Below are 21,963 nucleotides of genomic sequence, written 5' to 3' on the forward strand. Positions count from 1 at the left end.
ATGCACATAAGAGATGTCTTTGAATAGTAGGAGGATACGTATGGCTGAAAGCTACAAACAAGCAGGAGTTAATATCGAGGCAGGCTATGAAGCAGTTTCGAGAATGAAGAAGCATGTAAATAAAACAATCAGACCTGGTGTAATGGGAGGTCTTGGCGGTTTCGGAGGCATGTTCGATCTGTCAGTATTAAACCTGAAAAATCCAGTGCTGGTTTCTGGAACAGATGGGGTAGGTACAAAGCTGATGCTTGCATTTATGCTTGATAAGCATGATACAATCGGCGTAGATGCTGTGGCAATGTGTGTAAATGATATTGTCGTACAAGGAGCAGAACCTATTTACTTCCTTGATTATATTGCGTGCGGCAAAGCAGAGCCTGCAAAGATTGAAGCTATTGTAAAAGGGATTGCAGATGGCTGTGAACAAGCTGGCTGCGCATTAGTCGGCGGGGAAACTGCTGAAATGCCAGGGATGTACAGCGAAGAGGAATATGACCTTGCTGGATTTGCTGTTGGTGCTTGTGAGAAAGAACGTGTCATTACAGGGGAAAATATTAAGGCTGGAGATGTTCTGATTGGTTTGGCTTCAAGCGGAATTCACAGCAATGGCTATTCTCTTGTCCGCAAGCTTTTCTTTGAAAAAGCTAATATGTCTTTATCTGATTATGTAGACGAATTAGGCTGTACGCTTGGAGAAGAATTAATCAAGCCGACGAAAATCTATGTAAAATCAGTTCTGTCTGCTCTTCAAAAGTTCGAGATTAAGGGATTATCCCATATAACAGGCGGAGGTTTCATTGAAAATATTCCTCGCATGCTTCCAGAAGGATTAGGGATTGAACTTGAAGAAACTAATTGGGAAGTGCCTCCTGTTTTTAAGGTGATGGAAAAAATAGGAGATTTACAGCGCAAGGAAATGTATAATATTTTTAACATGGGCACAGGAATGGTTCTTGCTGTGGACAGCGATGCGGAGCAAGATGTTCTAAAGCATTTTCAGGCAATCGGCGAAAAGGCATATACAATCGGCAAGGTAACAGATGATGGGGAAATCAACATCATTCTGAAACAATAACGGAGGAACAGACATGAAAAATATTGCTGTTTTTGCGTCAGGCAGCGGCTCCAATTTCCAAGCACTTGTAGATGCTGCAGAAAAAAATGAGCTGCAGGCGTCTATTAAATTACTAGTCTGTGACAAACCTAAGGCGTATGTTGTAGAAAGAGCTGCGAACCACAATGTTGATGTGTTTACATTCACAGCCAAAGATTATCCTTCAAAGGCGGAATATGAACAAGAAATACTTCGGAAACTAAAAGATTACGAGATAGAGTGGATTATCCTTGCAGGTTATATGCGTTTGATTGGAGATACACTGCTTCAGGAATTCCCTGGTAAGATAATAAATATCCACCCGTCCTTGCTTCCTAATTTTCCTGGCAAAGATGCTGTCGGCCAAGCGCTTGCAGCAGGTGCAAAGGAAACAGGGGTAACGGTTCACTATGTGGATGAAGGAATGGATACAGGACCGATTATTGCTCAAGAGGCCGTCGGTATCATAGAAGGAGAAACGAATGAAAGCCTTCAAGCGAAAATCCAAAGCATCGAGCATGGACTGTATCCGAAGGTAGTTCAATCATTAGTCCTTTCCAATTGAGTAATTGCAGCAATAGACTACTATATGAAACAGGGGGAAATAAAGGAAATGAAAAAGCGTGCATTAATAAGTGTTTCAGATAAAACAGGAATTACAAGCTTTGCAAAAGAGCTTCATGAATTAGGATTCGAGCTGATTTCTACAGGTGGAACAAAAAAGGCCATTCAAGAGAGCGGCATCCCAGTACTTAGTGTCAGTGACGTAACTGGATTTCCGGAAATCCTGGAAGGCAGGGTAAAAACTTTAAATCCGTATATTCATGGCGGTCTTTTGGCGAAATTTGACGAACCTGGACACCAAGCACAGCTTGAGGAGCATAAAATTCAGCCAATCCAGCTAGTTTGTGTGAATCTTTATCCTTTCCAAGCAACAATTGCGAAGGAAGACGTAACAGTGGAGGATGCCATTGAAAATATTGATATCGGCGGTCCAACAATGCTTCGCGCTTCTGCAAAAAACCATCAATATGTAACAGTTGTAGTGGACCCAAGTGATTATACAACGGTTGTCGATGAACTAAAGCAAGATGGAGAAGTGAAGTTTGAAACAAGAAGAAAGCTTGCTGCTAAAGTGTTCCGTCACACTGCTGCTTACGATTCCATGATTTCTCAATACATGAGCGATCTTTCAGGTGAAGAAAATCCTGAATCATTGACTGTCACATATGAACTGAAGCAATCTTTAAGATATGGAGAAAACCCGCATCAAAATGCAGCGTTTTACCGTAAGCCTTTAGGTTCTGCATTTTCTATTGCGAATGCAACACAGCTGCATGGCAAGGAGCTTTCTTACAATAATATCAATGATGCAGATGCTGCAATTCAAATCGTCAAAGAATTCACAGAACCAGCAGCTGTTGCAATTAAGCATAGCAACCCATGCGGAGTTGGAACAGGCGAGGATATTTTCACTGCGTACACAAGAGCATTTGAGGCAGATCCTGTTTCTATTTTCGGAGGAATTGTCGCATTGAACAGAGAGGTTGACGCTGCAACAGCTCAGAAGCTGCATGAAATCTTTTTAGAAATCGTCATTGCGCCATCTTATTCAGAAGAGGCTTTAGAGATTCTTAAAGGGAAGAAAAACATTCGTCTGTTAACTATTCCATTCTCTGCAGGCAACAAGAAGGAAATGAAATTTACGACAATTGAAGGCGGCTTGCTTGTTCAAGATTTCGACCATTTTACATTGGATGATGCAACAATCACTATCCCAACTGACAAAAAGCCGACAGATGAAGAATGGGAAGCACTGAAGTTTGGCTGGAAGGTTGTTAAGCATGTGAAATCGAATGCGATTGTCGTTAATAATCAGGAAATGACTTTAGGAGTAGGTGCAGGTCAAATGAACCGTGTTGGTTCAGCAAAGATTGCCTTGGAACAGGCTGGAGAAAAGGCAGTTGGAGCAGTATTGGCTTCCGATGCGTTCTTCCCAATGGATGATACAGTCGAAGCAGCAGCAAAAGCTGGAGTCACTGCAATCATTCAAACAGGCGGCAGTATCAGAGATGAAGATTCCATCAAGAAAGCAAACGAGTATGGAATTGCCATGGTATTGACAGGAGTAAGGCACTTTAAACACTAAAAGCTTTGATGGAGGATGGAAATGATGAAGGTACTCGTAATCGGCCGTGGTGGAAGAGAGCATACGATTTGCACAAAAATTAAAGAAAGCAAATTAGTTGAAACTATCTTTGTAGCACCAGGCAATGTAGGAATGACAGATGTTGCCGAACGCGTTTCAATTGAAGAGACAGAAGTAGATAAGCTTGTTGAATTTGCTCTAGATAATAAAGTGGACCTGACGGTAGTAGGACCTGAAGTTCCTTTGCTGTTAGGTGTTGTTGATAAATTGGAGGCTGCTGGGCTGAAGGTTTTCGGACCAAGGCAAAAAGCAGCAGAAATTGAAGGCAGTAAATCCTTTGCGAAGGATTTAATGAAGAAATATGAGATCCCGACAGGAAAGTATGAAACATTTTCTGATTATGAGCAAGCTAAAGCATATATATTAGAGCATGGGGCGCCGATTGTTATTAAGGCAGACGGCCTTGCAGCAGGCAAGGGTGTAACAGTTGCAATGACATTGGAAGAAGCTTTGGCAAGCATTGAAGAAATGCTTGTCGGTGCGAAATTCGGTGATGCATCTGCGACTGTTGTTATTGAAGAATTCCTGGCTGGTGAGGAGTTTTCCTTAATGTCCTTCGTCAATGGGGACACAGTCATTCCATTAGAGATTGCTCAAGACCATAAAAGAGCATATGATGGTGATCAAGGACCGAATACTGGCGGCATGGGAGCTTATTCTCCTGTTCCTCATATCGATGAGAAAATCGTGCAGACTGCCATTGAAACAATCGTTAAGCCGACTGCACAGGCAATGATTACAGAAGACAGATCGTTTACGGGAATCTTATATGCCGGTCTTATTGCTACAGAAGAAGGCCCAAAAGTGATTGAATTTAATGCTCGCCTCGGCGATCCAGAAACACAGGTTGTTTTGCCTAGGATGAAATCTGATTTAGTTGAAGTGCTGCTTGCTATCCTTGAAGGAGAGACTCCTGTTATAGAGTGGCACGATGAGGATATGCTTGGTGTTGTCGTTGCAGCGAAAGGATATCCAGAAAGCTATGGAAAAGGTGCTGTCATCAAAGGTTTAAACACGATGGAGGATGTATCTATTTTCCACGCTGGCACAAGTTTGGACGAAGACGGTAACTTTACAGTGGACGGCGGCAGAGTATTGCTTGTTGCTGCTAAGAGCAAAACAATTAAGGCTGCCCAAGACAAGGTATATAAAGAGTTAGAAAAGCTGGAAAGCGATGGAGTTTTCTACAGAAAAGACATCGGCTTTAAAGCAATTAAATAATATGAAAAAAGATCCCAGTTGGGATCTTTTTTTGTTAGGCTAGTTCAATACCGCCTGTAATTCCATATACTTGTGCTGTTACGTAGCTTGATTCCTCAGATGCAAGGAACACATATACGGAAGACAATTCAACAGGCTGTCCGCTTCGCTGCAACGGTGTATTTTGACCAAATTGTGGAATTTTGTCACTAGGCTGTCCTCCAGTAACCTGCAATGCTGTCCAAATTGGACCTGGTGCCACCGTATTTACACGAATGCCTTTTGAGGCAACTTGTTTAGCCAACCCGCGTGTAAATCCGGTAATCGCAAATTTAGTAGAAGCGTAATCAAGCAGGTTCGGGCTTGGATTATAGCCTTGAACAGAAGTAGTCGTAATAATGGAAGCCCCTTTTGGCAGAAGTGGCAACGCTGCTTTTACAACCCAGAACAATGAAAATACATTAATTTCAAATGTGCTTCGAAGCTGTTCTGTCGTCAAATCAGCAATATCTTCAACTGCTTGCTGCTTGCCTGCTACTAACGCCAGCACATCAAGACCGCCGAGCTCATCATATGCTTTTTTAACTAATTCACCACAAAAAGCCTCATCACTTAAATCACCAGGGATAAGAACAGCTTTTCGTCCTTCCGCTTCAATCAGTTCCTTTACTTCTTCTGCATCGGGCTGTTCTTCTGGCAGATAATTGATTGCGACATCTGCCCCTTCTCGAGCATAAGCAATAGCAGCTGCACGGCCGATACCAGAATCTCCTCCGGTTACAAGAGCTTTGCGGTTTGTCAATCTGCCATTTCCTTTGTAGCTTTTTTCTCCGCAGTCAGGCACTGGCTCCATTTTTTGCTGCAGTCCTGGCGGGTCCTGATATTGCTTAGGGAAGTCTCCTGTAAAGTATTGTTCTAATGGATTGTTTAGATTAGACAATGCAATCTCTCCTTTTTGTTTTATTTCCGTTTACTCTTTTTTCATGCTTCTCTATTTGGATTCCCAATCATACACAACAATAAACAATACTTTGGTGAAAAATTACAAAGAGAAATAAAAGTAAGAGGTATGGATAATGAGTCTTTTGCATATTATTTACGAATACAATAAGAAGCCTGCAGGCTAGCAAGGCTGCAGGCATTAGTGGTTTATTTTTTCATATCCTCAGGTGAAAAGATGGTTGCAGGATTAAATTCGCTCATGATGTTTTGAATGTCCGCAGGAGAAGCTTTTTCACTATCCTTAGGTTTTTCCTTATTTTCCTTGTGGGCAGTGTGCTCATTGTCTTTTTTAGGTGTATGTCCCTTACTGTTGTCAAATAGAGCAACAATCGGACAATAACGCACAATTCCTTCTGCGATTTTCATTCCAGCAAGCATAGCTATCCATAAATAGGATTGCTGATTAGGTCTTTTTGCGAGCTTAGCTGTGCTCCAGGCTAAAAAGGTAAAGCCAAGTGTGATGCGAATCATTGCATTTATCAAGCTGATATTTTGCTTAGGGTTCATAATAAAAACAGCCTCCTTAGAAAATTTAACGCAATAGTAATATTAGAAAAATCTTTCTGTGATAAAATGATTTTAATGATAAACATTTCCATTTTTTTAAAATAAAAACAAAAGCTGCAAATACAAAGGGGAGAAAACAATGTTAGAGCAACGTTACCGTTGGAAAAACAAATTGTTAAGAAAACATGTTTCCGTCCTAAATGGCGAAATTGCGCCATCCATCATATTGCAAAACGCAAAATATCTTAATCAGATTTTGCGAAAATGGATTTGTGCAAACATTTGGATATACCAAGATAGAATCATTTATGTCGGGCAAGAGATGCCTGGAAATGTCCGCGGCAGTGAAATTATTGATTGTGATGGTCAATATTTAGTGCCGGGCTATATAGAACCGCATTCCCATCCTTTTCAAATATATAATCCCCTTACACTTGCTCAATATACATCTCAATTTGGAACAACAACGCTCATAAATGATAACCTTCTATTGGCTTTGCAGTTAGAAAAAAAGAAAGCGTTTTCTTTTATGAGTCAGATGCGGAACCTTCCAACGTCAATGTTTTGGTGGTGCCGGTATGATTCTCAGACAGAGCTTGCAGAAGAGGAAAAAGTATTCTCCCACAGCAATGTTAAAAGCTGGCTTGAGCATGATGCTGTCATTCAAGGTGGGGAGCTTAGCGGTTGGCCGCAACTGTTGGATGGTGATGATATGATGCTCCATTGGATTCAAGAGACGAAACGGATGCGAAAGCAAGTAGAGGGACATTTTCCCGGAGCATCGGAAAAAACATTAGCAAAGCTGATGCTGCTTGGAGTTGACAGTGATCATGAGGCAATGACAGGCAAGGAAGTGCTTGACCGGCTGATGCAAGGTTATATGGTCAGTCTCAGATACTCATCTATACGCCCTGATTTGCCAAAGCTTGTCAAAGAAATGAAGGAGCTTGGAATCAGCCAGTTTGATAAATGCATGCTGACAACAGATGGGTCTCCGTCCTATTTTTATGAAAGCGGGCATATTGACCAGCTTATCCGCATAGCAATGGAACAAGGAATTCCTTCTGTGGATGCCTATAATATGGCAACCATAAATATTGCAAGATACTACAATATTGAGCACCTGCACGGAAATATTGCGACTGGCAGAGTCGCTAATATTAATTTCCTAAAGGACATCGCTGATCCAACACCTCACTCTGTTTTGGCAAAAGGAGTCTGGGTAAAGCGGGCAGGTGAGATAGTGACAGAGGCGTACCCTTCCATTGATTGGGTGGAATTTGGTTTTGAGCCATTAAAGCTGGACTGGGAATTGACTTATGACGATATGCAATTCTCCATGCCATTCGGAATAAAGCTTGAAAACTCTGTTATCACAAAACCATACTCCATTTCCATTGATGTATCTGGTGAGGCGCTTTCCCAAAATCATGATGAGTGTTTCTTTATGCTGTTAGGAAGAAACGGAAATTGGAGAATAAACACACTTCTTAAAGGATTCTCGAAGGAAATAGGCGGTTTGGCAAGCTCTTATACAGGCGATGGAGATATTATCCTCTTAGGAAAAAATCAGAAAGACATGATAAAGGCTTTCAATAGGATGAAAGAGATAGGCGGAGGAATTGTCATATACAAGGACGGCCAATTGGCTTTAGAGCTGCCGCTGCCTTTAAAAGGTGTAATGGCTGATATGTCTGTTAATGAATTGATTAAGACAGAAAAAAAGTTATTACAATATATTAAGGATGCTGGCTTTCCTTTTGACGATCCAATATATACGCTTGTTTTCTTTTCCGCTACCCATCTACCGTATATAAGAATTACCCAGAGAGGTTTATATGATGTCATGAATAAAAATGTACTCTTTCCGTCAATAATGCGTTAAAATATAAAAGAGATCCTTTTATAAATGAGAATATTCTGATATATGTATAAAAAGGCAACAATATAGCAATAAAATATTGATTGTAGCCCGTGTAACAGCAAATCAATCTGGTACGTATTCTTAGTAAGTGCAGCCTTTTTAGCCTATTTTTACAGAGAACCACTGTTTGCCTTCAGCGTTTTTCCGCCCATTCTTCCTAGCAGGTTTAAAAAAAACGCGCTATTAGGAGGATTTATGAAAAAGAGCATAGTATTGTTTTTGGCGGCAGTTTTTCTTTTATTGACAGCATGCAGCAAAGAACCGGAAAGTGTAGGCACACATGATGAAAATCATCAGGGCGGTGATGCTGGCAAGGACGAAGGCAGTGTGGAGGATTTAGGGTATACATTTCCTCTGACAGGCCTGTCTGCAGATGTGAAAAGCAGTGAGCGAGCAGTCAGCGTTATGGTGAATAATCATCCGAAAGCAAGGCCGCAGACTGGTTTAACTGATGCTGATATTGTATATGAGGTTCTGGCTGAAGGAGAGATAACAAGGTTTCTTGCCATCTATCAGAGCAAGGCTCCAAAGCTGATTGGGCCTGTCAGAAGCGCAAGAGACTACTATATTGAACTTGCTAAAGGTTATGATGGCCTTTATATTGCGCATGGTTATAGTCCGGAAGCAAAGAGGCTGTTGACAGAGGGCTTTATTGATAATCTTAACGGTATGCAGTATGACGGAACATTGTTTCAGCGTTCCGCTCAAAGGCAAGCGCCTCATAATTCGTATATCAGCTATAGCAATATATTAAAAGGGGCGCAACAAAATAATTATGATATGGATGTATCACCTAGACCGCTCACCTTTTTAAATGAACAAGAGGTAAACCAAATACAAGGGGAAGCAGCGAATAAAATATCCATATATTATGGTTCGAACCCACAGTACAATTCTTTATTCTATTATGATAAAGACACTGAAAAGTATATCAGGTATTCAAACGGCGAAAAAACCGTGGATTACGAATCCGGCATGCCTGTTGCCGTAAGCAATGTGTTCATTTTGGAAGCAGAACATCACACAGCCGACAGCAAAGGCAGACGAGATATAGATTTGCAATCTGGTGGAGATGGCTACTTGCTTCAAAAAGGCAAGTGGAATAAGGTTGAATGGAAAAACATAGATGGCCGGCTTCTTCCGTTTGACGGTGACCGGCAAATAGGACTTGTTCCCGGAAAGACATGGATAAATATCATACCTTCTGATCCTGGATTAGACGCAGCCGTTTCATTAGAGACACAATAAACTAATATATGTAACCGATGGAGGTCATGAAATGCAAATTGATAAACTAAGAGGGAAAGAGCTGGATCAGCTATTTAAATCCATCCTTTCATTAGAGAATTTAGAAGAATGCTATCAATTTTTCGATGATTTATGCACAGTTAATGAAATTCAATCACTTTCACAGCGTCTTGAGGTTGCAAGAATGTTGCGAGAAGGAAATACCTATCATAGCATTGAAAAAGAAACTGGTGCTAGCACAGCTACAATCTCCCGTGTGAAAAGATGCTTGAACTACGGCAATGACGCCTATGTTATGGCATTGGACAGAATTCAAGAAGACAAGACTTCGGAAGAAGAAAGTGAATAAGATATTTTCCTGAGCAGGCAATGATTGCCTGCTTTTTTGTTTAGTTAAAAAAGCTGAGCTTGCTGAAACATTGTCTCTTACAAAATCGTCCTATTATAAAGCAGAACTACGTGAAACTTATTGTTATTCATAACGAAATATCCTGCAAATATTTACATGCATAATTCCCGCCTTTCATTTCTTTTTTGTAACATACACAAATGCTATAATGATGTAATGGAAGTTAGAATGGAGGATTTTTGCATGTACAATGTCCGTGAGTGGCGTCACGTTTTTAAATTAGATCCGAATAAAGAAATTTCAGATGAACATTTAGAGAAAATAGCTGAATCAGGAACAGATGCGATTATCATTGGCGGGACAGATGGGGTTACGCTTGAAAATGTGCTGAGCATCATGTCCCGAGTCAGAAGATATACAGTTCCTTGCATACTAGAAATATCAACAATCGATGCTATTACTCCCGGTTTTGATCTTTACTTCATACCAACTGTCTTAAACAGCAAGGATACAAAATGGGTGACAGGTCTGCATCATGAAGCAGTAAAGGAATATGGTGAGATTATGAATTGGGAAGAGATACTTGTCCAAGGCTATTGCATCTTAAACAGTGATTGCAAAGCAGCTAAAGCAACAGATGCGAATACCGACCTCGATGCCCTTGATGTTGCTGCATATGCAATGATGGCAGAGAAAATGTTGCACCTGCCTATTTTTTATCTTGAGTACAGCGGTTCTTACGGAGACGTGGAGGTTGTCAAGGCAGCGAAAAGAAATCTGACCGATACTGTCCTTTTTTACGGCGGAGGAATAAGATCACTGGATGACGCGCAGAAAATGGCGCTCGAGGCAGATGTAGTGGTTGTTGGAAATATTATTTATGATGATATAGCGGCTGCTTTAAGCACCGTGAAAATAAAGAATCTGCATTGATTACAAAAACGGAAAAAGGTATTATAGAATATATGTTCTTATGGCGGTGAGATAATGCAATTTTTAACAGATAAAATATTAAATGGTTTAAATCCTGAACAGCAAAAGGCTGTTAAGGCAACAGAAGGCCCGCTTCTTATAATGGCAGGAGCAGGAAGTGGAAAGACAAGAGTGCTTACACAAAGAATCGCTTATTTGATGGTTGAAAAAGGGGTTAATCCATACAACATCTTAGCGATAACATTTACGAATAAAGCAGCAAAGGAAATGAGACATAGGATTGCAGGAGTGCTTGGCGGCGCGAGCGAGGATATCTGGATTTCCACATTCCACTCCATGTGTGTCCGCATCCTGAGGAAGGATATCGACAGAATCGGCTATAACAGAAACTTTACGATTTTGGATACGACAGACCAACAGTCTGTAGTAAAGCAAATTTTAAAGGAAAGAAACATCGATCCGAAGAAACATGATCCTCGGGCGATATTGGCAAGCATCAGCTCTGCTAAAAACGAACTGATTACACCAGAGGAATATGCAAAAACAGCAGGGGATTATTTCGCTCAGATTGCCAGTGATGTATATACCGAATACCAAAGACGTTTAAGAAAGAACCACGCTTTGGATTTCGATGACTTGATTATGCAGACAATCCACTTGTTCCAGCGTGTACCGGAAGTTCTTGAATTTTATCAACGCAAGTTCCAGTATATTCATGTAGACGAGTATCAAGATACGAATAGATCTCAGTATATGCTTGTAAAACTGCTTGCAAGCAGATTCCGCAATCTTTGTGTTGTAGGTGATTCTGACCAGTCTATTTATCGTTGGCGCGGGGCGGATATTGCCAACATCCTTTCATTCGAGAAGGATTACCCGAACGCAACGGTGGTCATGCTTGAGCAAAACTACCGTTCTACGAAGAAGATTCTTCAAGCTGCCAACAAAGTTATTGAAAACAACACAGGCAGAAAAGATAAAAATCTGTGGACGGAAAATGAAGATGGAAATAAAATTCATTACTATCGTGCAGACAGTGAGCAAGGGGAAGCACAATTTGTGATTGGTAAGATCCAAGAAATCAGAAGAGAAACCTCAAAAAAACTGGCTGATATTGCGATTCTTTACCGTACAAATGCTCAATCTCGTGTAATGGAAGAAATGCTTCTAAAATCAAATATTGAATATTCCATTGTCGGGGGAATAAAGTTCTACGATAGAAAAGAAATTAAAGATACACTTGCTTATTTAAGACTGATTGCAAATCCCGATGATGATATTAGCTTGCAAAGGGTCATAAATGTGCCGAAACGAGGGATTGGTTCAAGCTCTATCGATAAAATCGCTAATTTTGCAGCAATGCATGATATGTCTATGTATGATGCGATTGAATCAGTTGAGCTAATTGGATTAAGCCCAAAAATCACAAAATCAGTAGCAGAATTCCACAACTTCATCCGTAAGTACAGTGAAATGCAGGAGTACTTGTCTGTAACGGAGCTGGTGGAGGAAGTGATTGAAAAGTCTGGTTATCTAGAGGCGCTGAAAGCAGAGAAATCGATTGAATCCCAAAGCAGAATTGAGAATATCGAGGAGTTCATGTCTGTTACGAAAAACTTTGAGGACACGAATGAAGACAAGTCTTTAATTGCCTTCCTGACAGATTTAGCTCTTGTTGCAGACATCGATAAGCTTGATGATGACGGCAATCAGGCAGATGCTGTTGTACTAATGACGCTCCACTCGGCAAAAGGACTGGAGTTTCCAGTAGTATTCTTGATTGGTCTGGAAGAAGGAGTTTTCCCGCATTCCCGTTCCCTTATGGAGGAAGTGGAAATGGAGGAGGAAAGAAGACTTGCCTATGTTGGGATTACAAGGGCAGAACAGCAGCTGTTCATAACAAACGCTCAAATGAGAACATTGTTTGGTCGTACGAATATGAATCCTCCTTCCCGTTTCATTAAGGAAATACCAGAAGATTTATTAGAAGGAGTTCCAGAAAGAAAGAGCGAATCGAGATTCAGTGCCAGACCGGCAGCACCTGCAGCAAGAAAAGCAGTTATACGCCCTGCGGCAAGGACAACAGGTGGAGAGGATATTGGCTGGAATGTCGGAGATAAGGCGGTTCACGGTAAATGGGGAACCGGTACGGTAGTAAGCGTTAAGGGAGACGGAGACTCCAAGGAGCTTGATATTGCATTCCCAAGTCCGGTAGGCATAAAGAGACTATTGGCGAAATTTGCGCCGATCCAAAAAGGCTGATGAACGAGAAAGGAATGGAAGTATGGATCTACAAGCAGCAGAAAAAAGGGTAAAGGAATTGCATAACCTTTTAAATAAATATAACTATGAATATCATGTACTTGATAATCCCTCTGTTCCCGATGCAGAATATGATGCTCTTTTAAAAGAGCTTGTTGATTTGGAACAAACATTTCCTGAATTAAAGACAAGCGACTCTCCTTCCCAAAGGGTTGGAGGGGAAATTTTGGATATGTTCTCAAAGGTCCAGCATGAGACACCGATGCTTAGTCTTGGGAATGCCTTTAATGAAGCTGATTTACGTGATTTTGACAGAAAGGTGCGCCAAGCAATTGGAGACAACTTTTCTTATGTTTGTGAGCTGAAGATAGATGGACTGGCTGTGTCGCTTCGCTATGTAGATGGATTGTTTGAACTGGGAGCGACACGCGGTGATGGCACTACTGGGGAGGATATTACAGCGAACTTAAAGACAATTCGCTCCATCCCTCTTCGGTTAAATCAGCCTGTAAGCATTGAAGTGCGAGGCGAAGCCTTCATGCCGAAGAAATCCTTTGAAGCACTGAATAAAGCAAAAGATGAGAACGGAGAAGAGCCGTTTGCCAACCCAAGGAATGCGGCAGCTGGCTCTCTCAGACAGCTTGATCCGAGGATTGCGGCTTCCCGAAATCTTGACATCTTCCTTTATGCGATTGGAGATCCTGGAGAAACAGGTGTGCGATCTCACAGCCAAGGACTTGATTTGTTAGATGAGCTAGGCTTTAAAACGAATAAAGAAAGACAGCGTTGTGCAACAATTGAGGATGTACTTCAGTATGTGGAAGGCTGGCAGGATAAGCGCCCTCATCTTCCATATGAAATCGATGGAATTGTTATTAAGGTTGACAGCTTGGAGCAGCAAGACGAGTTAGGTACTACTGCGAAAAGTCCAAGATGGGCAATCGCCTATAAGTTCCCTGCTGAAGAGGTTGTCACAAAGCTCCTTGATATCGAGCTAAGCATCGGACGAACAGGTGTGTTGACGCCGACAGCGTTGCTTGCCCCTGTTAAGGTGGCGGGGACTACTGTCAAACGGGCATCTTTGCATAATGAAGATTTAATTCGCGAAAAAGATATTAAAATCGGCGACAGTGTTGTTGTAAAAAAAGCGGGCGACATTATTCCTGAGGTCGTGAATGTTCTTGTGGAAAGACGAACAGGCGAAGAGCAGGACTTTATCATGCCGACTGAATGTCCTGAATGCGGCAGTGAACTGGTAAGAATTGAAGGAGAAGTGGCTCTGCGCTGCATTAATCCTAAATGTCCTGCCCAAATAAGAGAAGGGCTAATCCACTTTGTGTCCCGCAATGCCATGAATATTGACGGACTTGGCGAAAGGGTTGTTAGTCAGCTGTTTTCTGAAAAGCTGATTGAAGATGTTGCTGACCTCTATAAGCTTACATATGAGCAGCTTATTAATCTGGAAAGAATGGGCGAAAAGTCTGTGACGAACTTGTTGAATGCTATTGCTGCATCTAAAAGTAATTCCTTAGAGAGGCTGTTGTTTGGGTTAGGAATTCGTCATGTTGGAGCGAAGGCTGCTAAGACGATTGCGATGGAATTCAGCAATATGGACGCATTGGCTAATGCGAGTGTTGAAGACTTAAAAGCAATTAATGAGATAGGCGATAAAATGGCTGATTCAATTGTTGCATTCTTCGAGCAGGAAGAGGCTGCAGAGCTGATTGAGGAGCTTAAAGCTTCTGGAGTAAACATGGAATATACAGGTGCAAGACCTGTTGCACTTGAGGATTCAGACAGCGTGTTTGCCGGAAAAACAATTGTTTTAACTGGTAAACTAGAGCAGCTTTCCCGTAATGAAGCGAAAGAAAAAATCGAGCTTTTAGGCGGGAAGATTACGGGAAGTGTCAGCAAAAAAACAGATCTCGTAATCGCCGGTGAGGATGCAGGCAGCAAATTGACGAAAGCAGAACAGCTGGGAATTGAAGTTTGGGATGAGGATAAGCTGTTGGAAGAACTAAAGGTTAAAGGTGTGTAATGTTGATGAAAAGAAGCTTTTTATTTATAGCCAGTCTCGTTTTTCTACTTACTGCCTGTGCCCCCAACTTCCAGAAAGAAGAGGAAGTAAAGAGTGAAACAGGCGATAATGAAACGGAGACAGCCATCCTGCCGAAATTCAAAATATCGGATGAGTATTACAGCATGAGTCTTCCTTTCAAAACATCGGAGGCGAGAGGGCTTGTCGTCAATAATTTAAATTCAAGGTACGACATCAGTGAGTTTGAGAGCGGTTTGATGCGAGTTGCCCAAAACACATTCAGTACAGAAAACTATTATTTTCAAGAGGGGCAGTATTTGAATAGTTCAACAGTTGCTTCATGGCTGAACAGAAAGTACACAGCGAAGGAACTGAAAGATAAGAAAATGTCTGAAAGTGACAATGTCGGGTTGAATCCTTCTGATGAAGATAAGAGCCAAGCAGAAAGTGGAGAGATGGATCCGATATATCTTGCACATATTCTCGAGCATGATTATTTAGTGAAAAATGAAGAAACAAATAAATTGGAGCTGGGCGGTGTGACAATCGGCCTTGCACTAAATTCGGTTTATTATTATCAGGAAAAAAATAACGGATCTACAAAAAAGAAAGATATTAGTCAGCAAACACTTCAAAGAGAAGGGAAGAAAATTGCTGCAGAGGTTATCAAAAGGCTCAGAAAAATCGAAGGCTTAGAAAATGTACCAATCAACATCGCCTTGTTTGAACAAAAAGAGACGTCCTCTGTTGTACCAGGCAATTTTATTGCTTATGCGAATGCAGGAAGTGGAGAATCTTCTTTAGGTGAGTGGAAAAGTATAAATGAGAAGTATGTGATTTATCCGAATAATGATAGCCAGTATAAAACAGAAAATGCTGCCTTCTCAAAATTTCAAAATGATATTGAAGAATATTTCCCGAATTTCAATGGTGTAATCGGCAAAGGATTTTATATAAACAATAAGCTGCGGAGCCTCAGCATTGAGATGAAGATACAATTTTATGGAGCGACAGAAGTCATCGGTTTCTCCCAATATGTAGCTGGGAAAGTGATGGATCGTTTCAAAGACACAAACCAGGCAGTACAGGTTAGCATAACTTCTGCAAATGGAGAAGAAGCACTGATAGTCAGAGATGCAGGTCAGGATGAACCGTTCGTTCATATTTATCAGTAAGGTATAAAGATTATCCCAATACGGGGTAGTCTTTTTTATTTTCCTTTTTTTGCAACAATTTCAATGACTGTAGGTGGAATTTTTTTAGTATAGTGGTAAAGAGTATCTATATAAGGAGTTGGAAAGAATGACAAATCCAAATTTAGATGATTACCTGCAGCAAGGTATGTACGGCACTAAAGAAACAAAGCCTGAAGAAAGAAGGCAGTTTCTCGGAACAATCAGGGAAAGGATTGTTCTTGCTTTGAGGCAGAGCCAAGTAAGAGAACCAGATGTCTATAAAGAGGCAGAGGAAGCTATTAAAGGCAATAAGGGGGCAAAACTTTATTTAAACGGCCACTTGGATTATTCCTATTTGTCTAAGTACTTAAAAATCGCCAATCAGCAAAACATGGAATATACAATTGTAACAAATAACGATTATAACAGTGATATCGGTTTGCTGATAGCATATGACCATGCAGTAGACAAAGAAGATATTTATGTAACAGAAAATTCAGCAGAAAAGAAGGCAGACGAACCGAAAGAGAAAAAAGGATTTTTTGCTAAGCTCTTCAAAAGATAATAAGGTTTATGGCGAGAGGGAAAAGAATGCTGATTCTTTTCCCTTGTTTCTTTAGATGAGGTTTAAAAGGGACAGGCACGTGATATACAAAAAACAACAGGATATTTCGTTTATTTATGGGAAATGTAAAAAAAGTAAGTTATATAACTTGTAATGTAAAATTAAATTGTGTACAATACAATTGTGTAAAACATTATTTAATTGGAGGGTTTAACTATGTCAGAAACATTGTTCACTACATCTGTAAAAGCGGTTGGCGGAAGAGAAGGAAGAGTAGAATCAGAGGATTATGTCATTCAATTAGAAACAGCAATGCCTGGCACACCAAGAGCAAAACAGCTTGAGGATGCAACTAACCCAGAGCAGCTGTTTGCAGCAGGCTATGCAGCTTGTTTCGATGGAGCTCTTCAGATGATCGCAGGAAAAGAACGTGTGAAATTTGAATCAGAAGTGACAGCAAGTGTCAGCCTTATAAAAGATCCAACAGACCAAGGTTTTAAACTTGGTGTTAAATTGTCTGTCAAAGGTACTGGCGTAGATAAAGCTACTTTAGAAGATCTTGTTCATAAAGCACATAATTTCTGCCCATACTCTAAAGCAACTAGAGGCAATATTGACGTTACACTTGAAGTTATTGCTGCATAATAAATCAAAAAACCATCGCCTACATGTGATGGTTTTTTTATACCTAAAAAGAAGCGCCTTTTTAAAGACGCTTCTTTTTTATTTGGCAAGCTGCTGTAAAAGATGAGCCAGGGAATTTTTTAACTGACTAAATTCCTGTGGTTCTTTATTAGAAAGCTTGAATATTTCTGCTGGAATGCAGGCTGCTTTTTCTTTAAGGCTTTTGCCTTGTTCTGTTAACGATACCATAACAGAGCGCTCGTCTTCTTGGGAACGTTCCCTCTTGATAAGACCGTTCTGTTCCATCCGTTTTAACATTGGAGTTAATGTGCCTGAATCAAGGTACAGCTCTTCTCCCATGCTTTTCACACTTAGCACCTCATGCTCCCATAATAACAGTAGAACTAAATATTGAGGATAAGTCACATCAAGATCCTCAAGCAAAGTTTTGTATTTTTTAGTCATTTCTCTTGAACTGGCGTAAAGCAAAAAACAGAGCTGATTTTCCAGTTTAAGCATATCTATTTCATTTGCCATTGTAGTTCACCAACTTTAAAGTATCTTAATAATATTACTATTGTAATCCAATTATAGCTTTTTTCCTAATGAAGTAAATTGGGGCAGCCTTATAAAGGCAAGATTTTTGGAAGGATAACAAATACTTCATTGTTCTTGTTGCCTTAATAGAGGCTTGTTTGATATCATCAGATTATTGCATGGAACGTACTTGGAGGTGACAATTATGTCAAGGATTACAAAAGAAGAAGTAAAGCATGTTGCAAACCTTGCGAGGCTTGCGATTACAGAAGATGAAGCTGAAAAATTTCAGAAACAGCTTGATGCAATCATTTCATTTGCTGAGCAGTTGAATGAGCTGGATACAGAAGGTGTTGTACCAACATCCCATGTGCTCGATACGAAAAACGTATTGCGTGAAGATGTTGCAGGAAAAGGCCTGCCAATCGAGGATGTCCTGCGAAATGCTCCAGAGCATCAGGACGGCCAGATCAAGGTGCCATCAATTATTGAGTAAGGAGGGAAGAGGATGAGCTTATTTGATCAAAAAGCGGCAGATTTACAAGAAATGCTGCTTAAAAAAGAACTTTCTGTTACAGATTTGGTGCAGGAAGCATACACGAGAATTAAGGACGTAGATGAAAAAGTACAAGCCTTTATGACATTAGATGAGGAAAATGCCTTTAATCAGGCGAAGCAGCTTGATGCAAGATTGGCTACAGGTGAAACGACAGGTCCACTGTTCGGTTTGCCAATCGGGATAAAGGATAATATTGTCACTAAGGATTTAAGAACAACATGTTCTAGCCGCATATTGGAGAACTTCCAGCCAATCTACAATGCGACAGTTATGGAGAAATTACATAATGCAGGCACGATTACAATCGGGAAGCTGAATATGGATGAGTTCGCGATGGGGTCATCAACAGAAAACTCCTATTATATGAACACAAAGAACCCTTGGAGTTTAGATAGAGTGCCAGGTGGTTCATCAGGCGGATCAGCAGCTGCAGTTGCTGCAGGAGAAGTTCTGTTTTCACTTGGATCTGACACAGGCGGCTCTATCAGACAGCCGGCTGCCTATTGCGGAGTTGTCGGCTTAAAGCCTACATACGGACGTATTTCACGTTTTGGTCTTGTGGCATTTGCGTCTTCTTTAGACCAAATCGGACCGATTACAAGAACAGTTGAAGACAATGCCTTCTTGCTGAAAGCTATTTCAGGAGTAGATCCGATGGACAGCACATCAGCAAATGTGGCAGTTCCGGACTTTACGAAGAGCTTAACAGGTGATATTAAGAACTTGAAAATCGCAGTGCCAAAAGAATACTTAGGCGAAGGTGTAAGCGAGGAAGTGCGTCAATCTGTGCTTGATGCTCTTAAGGTGTTAGAAAAGCTTGGAGCAACATGGGAAGAAGTATCATTGCCACACAGCAAATATGCGTTGGCAACTTATTATCTGCTGTCTTCTTCAGAGGCTTCTGCTAACTTGTCCCGCTTTGACGGAATCCGCTACGGCTACCGTGCAGAAGATGCAGGAAGCTTAATTGAACTCTATAAAAAGACTAGGGCAGAAGGCTTCGGAGATGAAGTGAAACGCAGAATCATGCTTGGAACTTTTGCATTGAGCTCTGGTTATTATGATGCTTACTATAAAAAAGCACAAAAAGTCCGCACACTTATTAAGAAGGACTTTGAGGATGTATTTGAGAAATACGATGTAATCGTAGGACCTACAACCCCAACACCAGCATTCAAAATCGGTGAAAATGTGAATGATCCATTGACGATGTATGCAAATGACATTCTGACAATTCCAGTAAACCTTGCTGGAGTGCCTGGAATCTCTGTTCCTTGCGGATTCACAAACGGATTGCCGCTTGGCTTGCAAATTATCGGTAAGCACTTTGATGAAGAAACTGTTTATAAAGTGGCATATGCATTTGAACAAGCAACGGACTATCATAAGCAAAAACCAACGCTGTAAGGGGTGAAATAAATGGAATTTGAAACAGTCATAGGACTTGAAGTCCATGTGGAATTAAAAACAGAATCGAAGATATTTTCTGCAAGCCCGAACCATTTTGGGGCTGCACCAAATACAAATACGACAGTTGTCGATTTAGGTTATCCAGGCGTATTGCCGGTCTTGAACAAAAAAGCTGTCGATTACGGTATGAAAGCGTCAATGGCATTGAACTGCCAAATTGCAACAGAAACAAAGTTTGACCGTAAAAACTATTTCTATCCAGATAATCCGAAAGCATATCAAATTTCTCAGTTTGATAAACCAATCGGTGAGCATGGCTATATCGATATAGAAGTGGACGGTTATAAGAAAAGAATCGGAATCACACGTGTTCATATGGAAGAGGATGCTGGAAAGCTGAACCATGGTGACGGTTATTCTCTAGTCGACTTTAACCGCCAAGGAACACCTTTGATTGAGATTGTTTCAGAGCCTGATATCAGAACACCAAACGAAGCATATGCATACCTGGAAAAACTGAAATCAATCATCCAGTATACTGGAGTATCTGACTGTAAGATGGAAGAAGGCTCTTTACGCTGTGATGCGAATATTTCCATTCGCCCTGTTGGACAAGAAGAATTCGGAACAAAAACAGAATTGAAGAACTTAAATTCATTTAACTTTGTTAGAAAAGGTCTTGAATACGAGGAAAAGCGTCAGCGTGAAGTTGTTCTTGGCGGCGGTGTGATAGAGCAGGAAACACGTCGTTATGATGAAGCAGCAAATACAACAATATTGATGCGTGTTAAGGAAGGTTCAGATGATTATCGATATTTCCCAGAGCCAGACTTAATGGACCTATATATCGATGAAGATTGGAAAGCTAGAATTCGTGCGGAAATTCCAGAGCTTCCTGATGCTCGTCAGAAGAGATATGTAGAAGAATTAGGCTTGCCTGAATACGATGCTAATGTATTGACTGTTACGAAAGAAATGGCAGATTTCTTTGAAGCGACAGTAAATGCTAAAGCAGATCCTAAGCTTGCCTCTAACTGGATTATGGGTGATGTATCAGCATACTTGAATGCAGAAGGAAAAGAGCTGGCAGATGTTGCACTGACTCCAGAGAGTCTTGCAAGCATGATTAAACTCATTGAAGATGGGACAATCTCCAGCAAAATTGCTAAGCAAGTGTTCAAAGAGCTGATTGAAAACGGCGGCGACGCAGAACAAATCGTTAAAGATAAAGGATTAGTGCAAATTTCGGATGAAGGAGCTCTCCTTCAGGTGATTTCCGAAGCATTGGACAATAATCCGCAATCAATTGATGACTTCAAGAACGGCAAACAAAAGGCTGTCGGCTTCCTTGTTGGTCAAATCATGAAAGCAACAAAAGGACAGGCTAACCCGCAAATGGTCAACAAGCTGCTTGTTCAAGAAATAAACAAAAGATAATGTAGAAAAACCAAGAGCTAACTGCTCTTGGTTTTTTCATTTATTTCGACATTTTCTCTGCATATTTCCCAGGAAAAGTGTTCTCTTGGCAATTTTCGAACTTTTTTTGCAAAGCTTGTCCTAATGAAGATACTTAGCTAATCTTTTTCGGTCCGATGCGGTCTTTTTTTATTGTTTTATCATTTATTTTCGGTTCAGTGTGATTAAAGAAATTAATAATATTGGATCTGTGCAAGTATATAAGCAGTAAAAGATAGATGATAAATATAAGTTCATGTTCTAAAGTAGCATCGAATAGGGCATACAGCAATATCGTAATTCCGACAGATATGCTGCCGAGGAATACATATTTAGTTATCCAGATAACAGCGATAAATGTTAAGTAGACAACCAAGAACATAACAGGATTTGCGACAATCAGCATACCTGCTGTAGTGGCGATGGCCTTTCCGCCACGGAAGCCTGCGAACACAGGGAAACAATGGCCGATTACAGCCGCCAAACCTGTGTAAATCGGATCGATATCCTGGTGCAATAAAATTGGAAGAGCTGCAGCTAGTGCACCCTTGCCGATATCGAAGATGAGTACGGCGAGACCAGCTTTTTTCCCAAGAACGCGAATAGAGTTCGTTGCTCCTGGATTAAAGCTGCCGTGCTTTCTTATATCGATACCAAAAAACATCTTACCTATTATAATGGCAGCTGGAATAGATCCTATTAAATATGCGATTAATATCGTATACAAAAGCATTCTCCTTTGACGGTATGATAAATATTCCCATTTCCTATGTTAGTATATGCAAGCAGAAAAGTATACTTGTTCCTGAATAACATGATTTTAAAAAAACGGCAAAAAAGCCGCCAATTTTAATTGATAGGCGGCTCTTGTGA

Annotated in this window: 20 protein-coding genes; 16 read left to right on the forward strand and 4 right to left on the reverse strand. The window is 40.7% G+C overall.

The window, feature by feature from the left end; translation table 11 throughout:
• Nucleotides 1-40 precede the first annotated feature (40 nt).
• The 4 genes from purM to purD are packed head-to-tail and all read left to right on the forward strand — an operon-like array spanning nt 41 to nt 4,523.
• Complete coding sequence (gene purM, locus L8T27_RS02035) at nt 41-1,075, forward strand: phosphoribosylformylglycinamidine cyclo-ligase (protein WP_237940617.1); 1,035 nt, start codon at nt 41-43, stop codon at nt 1,073-1,075.
• Nucleotides 1,076-1,088: 13 nt separating this feature from the next.
• Nucleotides 1,089-1,658 (forward strand): phosphoribosylglycinamide formyltransferase, encoded by a 570-nt coding sequence (gene purN / locus L8T27_RS02040; RefSeq protein ID WP_237940618.1) that lies wholly within the window; start codon nt 1,089-1,091, stop codon nt 1,656-1,658.
• 48 nt (nt 1,659-1,706) lie between these two features.
• Nucleotides 1,707-3,242, forward strand: a complete 1,536-nt coding sequence (gene purH, locus L8T27_RS02045; protein ID WP_233316191.1) for a bifunctional phosphoribosylaminoimidazolecarboxamide formyltransferase/IMP cyclohydrolase — start codon at nt 1,707-1,709, stop codon at nt 3,240-3,242.
• Nucleotides 3,243-3,266: 24 nt separating this feature from the next.
• Nucleotides 3,267-4,523: a phosphoribosylamine--glycine ligase gene (purD, locus tag L8T27_RS02050; protein ID WP_233316400.1), complete on the forward strand. Its 1,257-nt coding sequence runs from the start codon at nt 3,267-3,269 to the stop codon at nt 4,521-4,523.
• 34 nt (nt 4,524-4,557) lie between these two features.
• On the opposite strand, the gene L8T27_RS02055 is transcribed toward purD, so the two are convergent.
• Nucleotides 4,558-5,448, reverse strand: coding sequence for an SDR family oxidoreductase (locus L8T27_RS02055; RefSeq protein WP_233316401.1), 891 nt, complete (start codon nt 5,446-5,448; stop codon nt 4,558-4,560).
• Nucleotides 5,449-5,651: 203 nt separating this feature from the next.
• Nucleotides 5,652-6,011 carry a YgaP-like transmembrane domain gene (locus L8T27_RS02060; protein ID WP_233316192.1) on the reverse strand — a complete coding sequence of 120 codons (360 nt, stop codon included), beginning with the start codon at nt 6,009-6,011 and terminating at the stop codon, nt 5,652-5,654.
• 139 nt (nt 6,012-6,150) lie between these two features.
• Between L8T27_RS02060 and L8T27_RS02065 the strand changes: the two genes are divergently transcribed.
• The 9 genes from L8T27_RS02065 to L8T27_RS02105 all read left to right on the forward strand — a co-directional run bounded on the left by L8T27_RS02065 (nt 6,151) and on the right by L8T27_RS02105 (nt 17,150).
• On the forward strand, nt 6,151-7,896 hold the full coding sequence (locus L8T27_RS02065; RefSeq protein ID WP_233316194.1) for an adenine deaminase C-terminal domain-containing protein: 1,746 nt from the start codon (nt 6,151-6,153) through the stop codon (nt 7,894-7,896).
• Between the two features lie 234 nt (nt 7,897-8,130).
• Nucleotides 8,131-9,183, forward strand: a complete 1,053-nt coding sequence (locus tag L8T27_RS02070) for a DUF3048 domain-containing protein (protein WP_237940619.1) — start codon at nt 8,131-8,133, stop codon at nt 9,181-9,183.
• Between the two features lie 31 nt (nt 9,184-9,214).
• Nucleotides 9,215-9,532, forward strand: coding sequence for a YerC/YecD family TrpR-related protein (locus tag L8T27_RS02075; RefSeq protein ID WP_237940620.1), 318 nt, complete (start codon nt 9,215-9,217; stop codon nt 9,530-9,532).
• A gap of 243 nt (nt 9,533-9,775) precedes the next feature.
• Complete coding sequence (gene pcrB, locus L8T27_RS02080) at nt 9,776-10,465, forward strand: heptaprenylglyceryl phosphate synthase (RefSeq protein WP_233316197.1); 690 nt, start codon at nt 9,776-9,778, stop codon at nt 10,463-10,465.
• Between the two features lie 54 nt (nt 10,466-10,519).
• Nucleotides 10,520-12,727, forward strand: a complete 2,208-nt coding sequence (gene pcrA / locus L8T27_RS02085; protein ID WP_233316198.1) for a DNA helicase PcrA — start codon at nt 10,520-10,522, stop codon at nt 12,725-12,727.
• Nucleotides 12,728-12,749: 22 nt separating this feature from the next.
• Nucleotides 12,750-14,765 (forward strand): NAD-dependent DNA ligase LigA, encoded by a 2,016-nt coding sequence (ligA, locus tag L8T27_RS02090; RefSeq protein WP_233316200.1) that lies wholly within the window; start codon nt 12,750-12,752, stop codon nt 14,763-14,765.
• Nucleotides 14,766-14,770: 5 nt separating this feature from the next.
• On the forward strand, nt 14,771-15,940 hold the full coding sequence (locus L8T27_RS02095; RefSeq protein WP_237940621.1) for a CamS family sex pheromone protein: 1,170 nt from the start codon (nt 14,771-14,773) through the stop codon (nt 15,938-15,940).
• Between the two features lie 127 nt (nt 15,941-16,067).
• Complete coding sequence (locus L8T27_RS02100) at nt 16,068-16,505, forward strand: YueI family protein (RefSeq protein ID WP_233316204.1); 438 nt, start codon at nt 16,068-16,070, stop codon at nt 16,503-16,505.
• Between the two features lie 216 nt (nt 16,506-16,721).
• Nucleotides 16,722-17,150 (forward strand): organic hydroperoxide resistance protein, encoded by a 429-nt coding sequence (locus L8T27_RS02105; protein ID WP_233316206.1) that lies wholly within the window; start codon nt 16,722-16,724, stop codon nt 17,148-17,150.
• A 78-nt stretch (nt 17,151-17,228) separates the two neighbouring features.
• Here the strand turns inward: L8T27_RS02105 and L8T27_RS02110 are convergent, their stop codons facing one another.
• The gene (locus tag L8T27_RS02110; protein ID WP_233316208.1) at nt 17,229-17,666 is read right to left on the reverse strand and encodes a MarR family winged helix-turn-helix transcriptional regulator; all 438 of its coding nucleotides are present in this window, start codon (nt 17,664-17,666) and stop codon (nt 17,229-17,231) included.
• A gap of 205 nt (nt 17,667-17,871) precedes the next feature.
• Here L8T27_RS02110 and gatC point away from each other — a divergent pair, with 205 nt between their 5' ends.
• From gatC to gatB, 3 genes are read left to right on the forward strand one after another with little or no spacing between them, the layout of a single operon-like run.
• Nucleotides 17,872-18,162, forward strand: coding sequence for an Asp-tRNA(Asn)/Glu-tRNA(Gln) amidotransferase subunit GatC (gatC, locus tag L8T27_RS02115; RefSeq protein ID WP_233316210.1), 291 nt, complete (start codon nt 17,872-17,874; stop codon nt 18,160-18,162).
• 12 nt (nt 18,163-18,174) lie between these two features.
• On the forward strand, nt 18,175-19,632 hold the full coding sequence (gene gatA / locus L8T27_RS02120) for an Asp-tRNA(Asn)/Glu-tRNA(Gln) amidotransferase subunit GatA (protein WP_237940622.1): 1,458 nt from the start codon (nt 18,175-18,177) through the stop codon (nt 19,630-19,632).
• Nucleotides 19,633-19,644: 12 nt separating this feature from the next.
• A complete protein-coding gene (gatB, locus tag L8T27_RS02125; RefSeq protein WP_233316213.1) occupies nt 19,645-21,072 on the forward strand; it encodes an Asp-tRNA(Asn)/Glu-tRNA(Gln) amidotransferase subunit GatB in 1,428 nt (475 codons plus the stop codon).
• Between the two features lie 133 nt (nt 21,073-21,205).
• On the opposite strand, the gene plsY is transcribed toward gatB, so the two are convergent.
• Entirely contained in the window at nt 21,206-21,823 is a 618-nt protein-coding gene (plsY, locus tag L8T27_RS02130) for a glycerol-3-phosphate 1-O-acyltransferase PlsY (protein WP_233316215.1), read from the reverse strand.
• Nucleotides 21,824-21,963: the final 140 nt, after the last annotated feature.

Origin of the sequence: Niallia sp. Man26, assembly GCF_022049065.2 — a bacterium.
Classification (GTDB): domain Bacteria; phylum Bacillota; class Bacilli; order Bacillales; family Cytobacillaceae; genus Niallia.